Source organism: Streptococcus sp. K0074 (assembly GCF_048843365.1).
Classification (GTDB): domain Bacteria; phylum Bacillota; class Bacilli; order Lactobacillales; family Streptococcaceae; genus Streptococcus; species Streptococcus mitis_BM.
Genome location: NZ_CP184836.1, coordinates 1348202 through 1359553 on the forward strand (window position 1 = coordinate 1348202; position 11352 = coordinate 1359553).

The 11352-nt window shown below is 41.2% G+C and carries 4 protein-coding genes; all 4 read right to left on the reverse strand.

Annotated elements, in window-relative coordinates; genetic code table 11:
• Nucleotides 1–17 precede the first annotated feature (17 nt).
• On the reverse strand, nt 18–3668 hold the full coding sequence (gene addA / locus ACN076_RS06470) for a helicase-exonuclease AddAB subunit AddA (RefSeq protein ID WP_420789632.1): 3651 nt from the start codon (nt 3666–3668) through the stop codon (nt 18–20).
• Nucleotides 3665–6940, reverse strand: coding sequence for an ATP-dependent nuclease subunit B (gene rexB / locus ACN076_RS06475; RefSeq protein ID WP_420789633.1), 3276 nt, complete (start codon nt 6938–6940; stop codon nt 3665–3667). The genes addA and rexB overlap by 4 nt, the downstream gene beginning before the upstream one ends.
• 129 nt (nt 6941–7069) lie before the next feature.
• Complete coding sequence (locus ACN076_RS06480; protein ID WP_420789634.1) at nt 7070–7741, reverse strand: CPBP family intramembrane glutamic endopeptidase; 672 nt, start codon at nt 7739–7741, stop codon at nt 7070–7072.
• Between the two features lie 384 nt (nt 7742–8125).
• A complete protein-coding gene (locus ACN076_RS06485) occupies nt 8126–11248 on the reverse strand; it encodes a pneumococcal-type histidine triad protein (protein ID WP_420789635.1) in 3123 nt (1040 codons plus the stop codon).
• Nucleotides 11249–11352: the final 104 nt, after the last annotated feature.

An 11352-nucleotide genomic window follows, 5' to 3' on the forward strand; every position in this document is an offset into this window, starting at 1 on the left:
GTGGTCTCCTTTCTAAATTATACTTTTACAACTTGAACCTCGTCTTTACCTAGTAAAATCAAGTATTTCTCAATATTTTCAATCGAATAGGCTCGAGATAAAGCCTCTCCGTATAGGGATAACTGACCACGATAACGGTCTATGAGTTGACTTGGTTCATCATAGCGGTCTGTCTTATAGTCGAACAGAACAATTCTGTCCTCGTAAAGCAGATAGCCATCAAGGATACCACGGACAACAAAGTCTTCCTGACTCTTTTGGTCTCTTTTGAGCATGGAGAAAGGTTGCTCGCGATAAAGATGGTTGGTATTAGCGAGAATTTCCTGACCGAGTGCTGTATCAAAGAATGCAAGAATTTTAGCAAGATTAATTTTTTCCCTGACAGCTTGGCTGGTTTGAACTTGTTTGAGAGTTTCTGTTAGGCTAGCAAGTGTTGGTTGCTGACTGAGGTCGATTCTCTGCATGAGTTCGTGGGTAGCACTACCAATCTCAGCTCCTGTTACCTTTCCTTTGGTTGAAAAATCTGGCAAATCAAAGTTGATTTTCTTGTCTACTGACTGGCCTTGACCTGCAATCTCGACACCTTCCATATCCATAACTGGTTCGTAGAATTTCTTGATTTGACTTGGGGTTTGAACACTAGGAAGTTCAATAGCTGCGCGGTGAAGAGTATTATATACTTCTACTTCTTTCAGCATTTCAAGAGCTTCTTTAATGGTTTCTGACTGGCGATTGTCTGCTTGGGAGCTAGCTTGGAGAGGACTTTTGTTTTCCAACTGACCAATAGCTTCTCTAGTCAGCTGATCTTCACCAACAAAACGATAGCTAAAGTTGAGATGATCCTTGGCAAATACTTTACTGATAGCCCAAATCCAATCTTGGAAATTCCTTGCTTGAAGTCTAGTGTTGCTATTTAGTTTCCCATTTTTAGCTGCTGGGTATTCTTTGGATTCCAGCTTTTCACGAGATCCCTTACCGACAAGATAGAGCTTTTTCTCAGCACGCGTCATGGCAACGTAGAGGAGACGCATTTGCTCAGAATAACTTGCCAGCTGTAATTCCTCTTCGTTCTGCCTATAGGTCAGACTAGGAATGGAGAGTTTGATGGTTTTAGGATAGTGATCTTCCACTGCTCCTGTATCCATTTTGGCAATATATTTGACACCAAGACCATTCTGACGACTGAGAATGATCTCTGACATGCTGTCTTGCTTGTTGAAATCTTGATCCATATTGAGGATAAAGACGTAAGGAAACTCCAGTCCTTTACTTTTGTGGATTGTCATGAGCTCTACTGCATCTTTTGGAGGTGCGATGGCTACGCTTGCCAAATCGTGCTGGGCTTCCAAGACTTGGTCAATCATACGAATAAAACGCGACAAACCTTTGAAATTGCTCTTTTCAAACTGATCAGCACGCAGTGCTAGGGCATAGAGATTGGCCTGTCTAGCAGGACCATTTGGCAAAGCTCCAACATAGTCATAATAAAAACGGTCGTTGTAAATCTTCCAAATCAGGTCATAGAGGGAGTGGGTTTTGGCATACAAGCGCCAAGAAGCCAAGATATCCATGAATTGCTTTAGTTTCTCAGCTAGAGCTGTTTGAATCAAGCCTTTTTGACTACTTACCAGTTTTTGAGCATTTACTAGTTTCTCATAGAAATTTTCGTGGACTTTATCCTCTGCTTTCTGAAGAGATAAACGTGCTAACTCGTCCTCATCAAAGCCAAACATAGGAGACTTCATAAGGGCAACCAAGGCATAGTCTTGAAGAGGATTGTGAATGACACGAAGGGTGTCCAGCATGACTTGCACTTCTAGGGATTGGAGATAATTGTTTTGCTCACCGTCTGTTTTGACAGGAATCCCGTACTCAGACAGGGCGAGAAGAATCTGGTCATTACGACTGCGGCTGGAGGTCAGAAGAGCAATTTCTTTAAAGGCAACACCTTTTTCCTGATGAAGTTTAAGAATCTCCTTGATAACCAAGCGCATTTCGCCTGTTAGTTTCGTTTCTGCCTGCCCCTCTTCTTCCTCACCTGTGTCGTCCTTGTCATAGAGGAGAAATTCTGCCTTGTTGTCTGGATTGGGAGTCAGTTTGCTATTGGCAAAAACAAGCTGGTGCATGTTATCATAGTTGATTTCGCCGACCTCTTGGTCCATGAGACGTTCAAATACATCATTGGTTGCTGATAGTACTTCTGAACTACTACGGAAATTTTCCTTGAGGAGAATTAGCTTGCCTTCTTGTGGATTTTGCGCATAGCGTTGGAATTTTTCATTGAAAATCTGCGGATCTGCCTGACGGAAACGATAGATAGACTGCTTGATATCTCCCACCATAAAGCGATTGTGGCCATTAGACAGCAACTCCAACATCCGTTCTTGAATATGGTTGGTATCCTGATACTCATCGACCATGACTTCGTGGAAGCGTTCCTGATAAGCCTCACGAACTTGCGGGAATTTCTCTAAAATCTCAATGGTGTAATGGCTGATATCAGCAAATTCAAAGGCGTTTTCCTGGCGTTTACGCTGACGATAAGCCTCTACAAAATCACTCATGAAGGTTTGGAAAGTCTTAGCTAGTTCCCATGTATCTCCATGATAACGTTCTTGATAGTCGAGAATGATTATCTGGTCTGACAGTTGTCCTAGTTTAGCAAACTGGGTCTTTCTCTCTTCGTTGTAGGCATCGGCCAGTGGCTTCAAATCAGCCTTACGACTGGCATTAGTCAGAGATCGGCCGTTTTTCTCTTTTGAAATGGCGACGACACGCGCAAGTACTGCCTGATAAGCCTGACTATCGGACTCCTGATTTAGGGAGCCAATTTCATCCAGAATCAACTGAACATTCTCTAGATAAGCAGCCTTTGCAAACTCCTTGGCATCATTATCCAGATGGTAACGGAAAAAGCTTTCCAAATCCCAAAGGGCTTGTTTGATTTGCTCAGTCAGTTTTTCTTTTTCACTGGTAAAATCAGCTTTCTCAAAGCCTTTGAGGAAAGATTCACTCAGCCACTTTTGAGGGTTGCTGGTGGATTGGAGGAAGTCATAAATTTTATAGACTTGCTGGCGTAGCCCCCGTTCATCCTTGCCACGTCCAGCAAAGTTTTTCAGCAAATGACTAAAGGTCTCTTTCTGCTTACCTTGGTAATGGGCTTCAAAAACCTCATGAAAAACTTCGTTTTTTAGAAGTAGTTGCTCGCTCTGGTTTTGTAAAATCCTGAAATTAGGCGCAATATCAATCAGATAGCCATGTTTGCCAAGGAATTTTTGGGTAAAAGAGTCCATGGTTCCGATAGCTGCGTTGGGTAGGTCTGCCAACTGTTTACCTAAGTGTTGTTTGAGGTCAACATCGCTACTTTCTTGGATTTGTTGGCTGATTTTTTTCTCCAAACGTTCTTTAAGCTCGGTGGCAGCCTTGACAGTAAAGGTTGAGATAAAGAGTTGAGAAATTTCGACACCGCGCGCCAATTGATCTAGAATGCGCTCTGCCATGACAAAAGTCTTCCCCGAACCAGCCGATGCTGAAACCAGGATATTCTGACCAGAAGTGTAGATGGCTTCGATTTGCTCGGCAGTTTTCTTTTGTTCCTTGCTCAAATGCGCTTCTGCTTCTTGCAATTTTTGAATTTCCTTCTCAGTTAAAAAGGGAATAGGCTTCATCGATTCAACTCCTCTCTTATTTTTTCAAACCAAGCTTGCTTGAGTTTTTCTCCGACCAGACGCTTGCCGTCAGCCAAGTCCAACTTTTCTAGGAAACGGGCTTGACCCAAGTGATAATTGGCTTCAAAGCCAGTAATGGCTTGATGTTGCTGGACGTATGGGGCAATGCTTCTGCCATTTTCAGTATAAGGATTAATGGCGAACTGGCCTGCTAAAATCTTCTCAGCAGCTTTCTTGTAAAGATGGGAATTGTAATCCAGTAGGAGCTGGAATTCCTCATCTGTGAGCTGATTGGCCTTGTTTTTGTTGTAAAATTCGCCCAAATGACTGCTTTCTTTTTCTAAAAAGATGCCTTGGTATTTCATTGACTTGCTAGCTTCTACTACTGCACCTGCCAGACTTTTAACGGCCATCAGAGATTGGACAGGTTCAGCCATTTCCAAGTACATGGCACCAAAAAAGTTCTGCTCCCCTTCTCTTTTTAAGGCAGCTAGATAGGTTGGCAGTTGGGAATTGAGTCCATTAAAGAATTGAGGAAACTGGAACTGAGTTAGACTCGACTTGTAGTCTACTACTCCTATCGCTCCATCAGCTTTCAAACGGTCAATCCGGTCCACCTTACCTCGTACAAAGACACTGCGTCCATTGTCCAATTGAATAAAGGCTTGCTCTTTCCCACCGAAATTCGCTTCCTCTTTAATGGTTTCGATGGCTGGATTGTGTCGGAGAATATGTCCAGTCGTCCGCGCCACATCAAGCAAAACTTCCTTGGTAAACTGGGCTTCCAAACTTTCCTGATAAATTGCTTCAAATTCGCGTTCTTGACTGGTTTCTTGGATAGCTTGTTCTAGACGGTTGTCAAAGGAATCTTCATCAGGTAACTGCAAGGCGCGTTCAAAAATGCGGTGTAAGAAATTCCCATGACTACGGGCATCTGGACGCAAACGTAATTCCTCCTGCAAGCCTAAAACGTAGCGAAGAAAATAACTGTATTGGTTCCGGTAAAACTCCGTCAAACCAGAGGTAGACAGGTAAAACTCCTGATCAGTAGGATAGAGCGCTTGCAAGGTGTCCTTAGCTAACTGCTTACTGCTTGGACTGGTTGGGAGGGCTGGATTTTCCAGACCTTGCTGGTCTAGTTTTTTACCCATGACACGCGCCAGAACCTTGACAAAGGTCAAATCTTGCTCAGTATCATTCGTCTCGCCCTGCTGGTGATAGGCAACCAGACTGGACAAAAGACTGTGATATGACCCCATATCTTCCTTAGACAGCCCTTTGTGATTCATCCTCTTCTCTTTCCGACTAAATCCAAAATGGACTAGCTCTTGAAGATAGGCTGACTCCTTGCTTTCACTTTCATTAAAAAGGCTTGGAGCTGACAAGACCAACTGCTTACGAGCAGAATTGACCAAGGAAAGCATAGTATAGCGATTTTTCTTGAGGTTTTCACTGCTGGCAATCAGCAATTTCGCTCCCTCTTCAGTCGTTTGGTTTAAATTTTGTCTTTCTTCGTCTGTCAAAAGACTGGTGTTTTGCGCGATTTTTGGTAAATTGTCCTGAGTTAGCCCAATGGCGTATACAAAGTCAGCAGTCAGTGGTGCAATCAAATCGTAACTCTGCACCAGGACAGTGTCCACTGTCGCTGGAATAGTACGGTATTGGGACAAACTCATTCCAGAATGTAGCAAGGCTAGGAAGTCCTCTAGACTAACCTGTGAACCAGCAAAAACAGTCGCAAATTGCTCTAAAACATGACAGAAGGCTTTCCAAACTTCGGTTTGTCTTTCCTGTTCTACAGCTTCCATAGTGGCTGTCAAGTCTTGCAACTGCTTGGTTAGGGAACTTTCTTTTAGAAAGACATTCCACTTTTGCAAGAGATTTTCAGCCTTTTGTTTTCGGCTAGCAAAAAGAGTCTCAAGAGGTGTTAAAATACGCAGACGAAGAGCATTTAAACGTTCCAGATTAAATTTTCCATGGTGGGATTTGGTAAAGGTTTGCTGAAAGGCTGGTAAGCCATTGATACCAAGATAGCGGATATATTGCTCAAAAGCATCAATATCAGCTTGACTAAGATCAGTATACAGACCTGTTCTAAGAAGGTTAATCAAATCCTCCTGACGGAAACGATAGCGTTTTAAAGCTAAAATAGACTCGACAAACTGTGTCAAGGGATGATGAGCCATGGATTCGCTTCTACCAAGATAGAAAGGAATCTGGTACTGGTCAAAAATGGTTTTAAGAGATAACTGATAAGAAGCTACATCCCCCAAGAGAATACGAAAATGCTTGTAACTCAGGTCTGAGTTCTCATGCAATTTCTGACGAATGCTACGGGCTACCAACTCTAACTCTTCTTTTTGAGTCAAGCAAGACCAGATTTGTAAGTTTTCACAATCCTTCTCATCGACATCCAAGGTGAGTTCTGAAAAGTCATAAGAAGACTCTAGCAAACGAGAGGCCTTGTTAAAACTATCCATCTTCTCATGAGTCTGAGAACGGTCTTGAGCAGGAGTTTGGTATTTAGCAGCTAGATGATGGAGAAACTCCACACTGGCTTGGTAGAGATTGCCTTCAGCGAATGGACTGGTATAGGCTTTCTTAGTAGCATAAGCCCCGATAACAATCTTAACACCCTTTCCATGAAGTAAGTCCACAATTCGCTCTTCCTCAGCAGAAAAACGGGTAAATCCATCAATGACTAAGGAAATCTGGCGAAAATCACTACTTACATTGTCATTCTCAATAGCCTCAATCAAATGGGATAACTGACTTCCCTGAGCTAACTGCCCTTGGTTAAGATAGGCCGTTACTTTCTCAAAAATCAAGAGTAAGTCTGCTTGCTTATCCTCATCCGTCAAACTCTCCAAGTCCAAAAAACTCATTTGAGCAGTCGTCATCTCGTGATAAAGATCAATCAACTGCTGGATAAATTGAGGATCTTGCTTGATAGCTCCATAAACACGTAAATCCTTAGGATCAAGTTCGGCAAGGCATTTGTAAAAGGCCATCCCAAGACCAATATCATCAAGACTGGTCTTGGCAGGCAAATCATTCAAGATTAGGTAACGAGCCATTTGAGCAAAGCGCGTGACGGTAATCGCAAAAGAAGCCTGCTGGGGCAAGCATTCCAGCACGGCACGTTCCTTTTCAAATGAAAGAGAGTTGGGGGCGATGTAGAAGACTCGCTTGCCAGCAGCAACAAGCTCCTCTGCCTCTCTAGTTAGAATTTCTGTCAAAGAAGTCCGAATATCAGTATAAAGTAATTTCATCTCTGCCTCGTTGGAATTTTTCATTACCTTTTATTATACCATGATTAGCCACCTAAGTCTGAAAATAATCAGTTCTTGCTCATCTGTTGAAAAGAAAATGCCGGAAAGTTCCGACATTGTTTTAGTAAGCTAACTTCCTGAAAATAGGAGTAACCATACATTCCAGAAGGCAGTGATATTGATGAAAATATGAACTAGTATTGGATAGTAGACATTTTTAGTTATGCGATACAATAGAGCTAAAATGAGACCTCCACTAGCATAAATGAAAAAAGCAAGAGGTGTTAAAGCAAAATTGACATGAATATAACCGAAAATAATAGCAGAAAGCAAGACATCTCCATACCAAGGCGAGTTTTTGAAAAAGGTTGTCATAAGCACACCGCGATAAATCAATTCCTCAGCAATAGGGCCGATGAAGCAAGCCATGAGCAAGAAATAGGGTAATTCCTGTCTCCCTATCATTTCTATCGTTTCATTCAAAGAAATTTGATTTGAAGACGAGGGTATGAAATAAGACAAGAGGAAGTCCGTCATGTACGACATGATGTAGCCCAGTAAAAGGTAGATAAAGTACCTTAACTGCCACTTGAAATGAAAAGTTTTCTTTCCAGCAAAAACTAGTAGATAGATGACCGCTAATAAAAGAATTACACTCTCCATCAAAAGCAGAATCTGAAAAAATTCACGACTTGCTGGTAGATAGGGCTTTGCGAGATGATTGAAAAGCCTCCAAAACCAAGTTGAGTTGTAAAAAATTAAGGACAATGCTAGTAAAATCTGAATAGTCCGTTTTTTCATCTTAAATCCTCTGTTTTCCTTGACTAGATTATTGAATATAATGGTTGACTTAACTGTATAACAAATTTAGTATAGCATCTCTTTACAAAATATCCTCTTCAAATCATGAATTGTTATCAAAACATCTTAAACTGTAAAATCAATTAGCCCCTACCCTTTTACCATTATCTTCTCTAACAAAGGAAGACCTATGATTAAGTTACTAACCTTGGATATAGATTGATTTCTCCTAAATGAAGCCAAATTCCCTCAAAAAATCAGGTAGTTTATTTAGTCTGAACCTTACGGAGCAAGACAAATAAAAGCCAGTATTGCTACTGACTCTTACATCATTTTGATTTAACAGGATAAACTTATGCTTCTGGTTTCGTCGTAACTGACTCACTACATTTTTAACAAAGCAAGTAATTTCTCTGCTTCTGCCATGATGCCATTATTATCCATGGTTTGGAGACTAAGATTATTTCGTAAACCAGCTAGGCTCTCTGTCACATTGTTTTTCAAGCTAGCATCCGTTACTTTATCAAGTAAAGCTTCTACTTCTTTAAGCTTGGCTTCTACTTTTTCAGTCTCTACTTGAGGGACTTCAGCTTCGTCTGTTGTATCGTTAGCTACTCCCTCTGTCTCGTCTTCATCAGTGCTTGGTTTATAAAGATTATCTGCTGAAGGATTTAAACCTGCGTGATTCTCTTTTTCATCAGATTCAGGGCGAGTTGGCTCACTTACTTCATCATGTTTCTTATCTTCATCAGGTTTACTGTCTTCTGGCTTATTTTTACGAACATGGTCGCTGGCATTTCCCCAACCATTATCTGAGTGAGGACGTTCGTCTGGATGTTCTACATAATATTTTACAGTTGCAAAGAGATCCTCAAGGCTATAACCCTTAGGTGCCTCATAGAGTCCTTCGTCAAACCAAGCAAATTTAATGTTATGGTAATGATCATAATGGGGAATAATCAAGCTTCCGTTTTTGACTTCAACAGTATGTTGGAGATTGTAAGGCATGTGATCCAGTGGAACCTTCTTAGCTGCCTTTACTTTATTATAGATTGCTTCTACTCCTTTAACCTCAGTATTTCCTGACCCCTGATTATCTGTTGAAGGAGGCATCAAACCTTTCTCTTTAGCATAAGCCTGAGCTGCTGCTCTTTCAGCTTCAGACAAACTTTCTTTCTTAATCCAATGACTATGAGTCATATGTGGAGTTACATAGGCATCGCCTTCATCGCTAGTTATATCACGAGGATCAAAGATATAGCCATCTTCTGTTGTATACTTACCTGCTAATTTCGCTAATTTAATTTCATCGTCCGTATAAGCAATTTGAGCATTTGGTTTGCCAAGTCGCTCTGGATGGGTAATTGGTGCTAGGAAGGTAAGAATATCATCAACTAACTTGACTTTATCGCTTGAGACGTCATTAAGACGTTCCAAAAGTGTATCCAAAGTTTCAAAATCAGCTTGGCGACCTTTATTAGAAATCAAATTTTGATGAACTTTTGCTAGTAAATCATAAACCTTGTTGTAAAATTCTTGATCACTAGAAGGGATAGTACTTTTCTTAGCTCCTAACACATGAGACAAACTTTCTTGTTTGGCAAGTTTATTATCAATGGCTACAACAGTTTCTGCTGAAAGCTCTTTAGTAGAGATATAACGCGAGGTTCCATTCTCTTCAAAGACATAACCATCAGCTACCTTTCGAACAGCCTGTTTAACCAATTTTCCATCAAATGGATTGCTTGGAGATGATTGAGGATTTGGTACAGGTTGTGGACTTGGTACTGGGGTAGTCTCTGGAGCAGGGATTAGATTTGGTCTTGATGGTAACCAATGACTTGAACTATAATGAAGTGGAATCATTCTTGCAATCTTCTGCTCTAAATCAGACATTTGTGAATAAGGAATAAAGTGATAATGGTCTCCGTGTGGCACTGCAACACCGTTTGCTGTACGTTTGATGATTTGTGCCGGATCAAAGACTAATCCATCAGATTCCACATGGCGTTCTGATAAAGGTTTGGCATACAATTCACTTAAAAGTGTTGGAATATCTTCCCCATGATTTTGATGATATGTTGGGGTGACAGTCAGGTTTGGAGTCTCTGTCAAACTTGGTTGAACTGGTTTAGCATTATCACTACTTGGTTTACTTGAACTTGTGGCAGAATGTGAGCCCTGCTTCCCATTCCAATAGGCTTGGGCTGCAGTCAATTCTCCTGCTGACAAATCACTCTTAGGTATATAGTGGAAATGATTGCCGTGCGGTACAACAAAAGCGTCACCTGTATCTTCAATCACATCTGTCGGACTAAAGACATACCCATCATCCGTTGTATAAGCGCCTCCAGTTCCTCGATTTGGTGCCTGCGTATTGAGATTAAAGTTTGGTTTAATCGGTGAACTTGGTGTTGAACTTGTTTTCTCAGGACTGCTTGGTTTCGTATTGTCAGAATGACTTTGAACTGGCTGACCTCCAATTAGTAGATTTCGAGCCAATTTTTCTTCCAAAGCAGACATTTGTGAGTAAGGAATGAAATGGAAATGATCTCCGTGAGGAACTGCCACACCATTGGCAGTACGTTTTGTAATCTGTGCTGGGTCAAATACTAATCCATCAGACTCCACATGACGTTGGTTAAGTGGCAAAGCGTACAATTCTTGAAGAAGACTAGCTAAATCCTCACTTTGACTTTCAGAATCTGTTGTAGGATTTTGCGGAGTTTCAGCTTGAATCGTTCTCACATTAGATCTTGTTTCTCCCCTGCTTGAACGATATTCAACCGTACTTAATTGACCACCTTTTCCAGATAAGAAGGCTTGAGCAGCAGCTAATTCACTGGCAGACAAGTCACTCTTAGGAATATAGTGGAAGTGATTTCCATGAGGAACGATATAGGCATCACCCGTATCCTCAATGATATCAGAGGCATTGAAGATATAACCATCATCCGTTGTATAGCGTCCTTGAGCTCTGGCAGCAACTACCGCCTGATCGTTAGAACCGCCTCCATGATTATGACTATGTTCCTGCTTCTGACGTTTAATCTCTTCTTTTGTCCGAATATTGTCCGCGTGGGCAGCATCCTTAAGGTAAACATAGTATTTCCCGTCTACCTTAATCACATAACCACCCTTGATTTCATTGACAATGTCTGCATCCTTCAACTGATAATTCGGATCTTTCATCAGCAATTCTTCACTGATGATGGCATCATAAGGAACCTTACCATTATAGTAATGATAATGGTCTCCATGAGAGGTCACATAACCTTGATCCGTAATCTTGATAACAATTTGTTCGGCGTTGATTCCCTCTCTCTTACTGACTTCATCTGGTGTCAAATTTTCTGCCTTTTGACCAGCCTGGTCACCATCTATATAAGCAACTCGATTAGAATCTTTCTTAACTTGACCAGCTTGGTACCGTCCAAGTTCATAGGAACAAACACTTAGGGCAAGAACTGCCACTGAACCCGCCACATATTTTTTATTGATTTTCATTCTTTTCTCTTTTCTTAAGCCTATTTGATTCACCACAAAACGATGAACCGGTTAATTAACTAGTTAATAGTTTACTCTTTTTAGTATTACTTGTCAAGAATTTT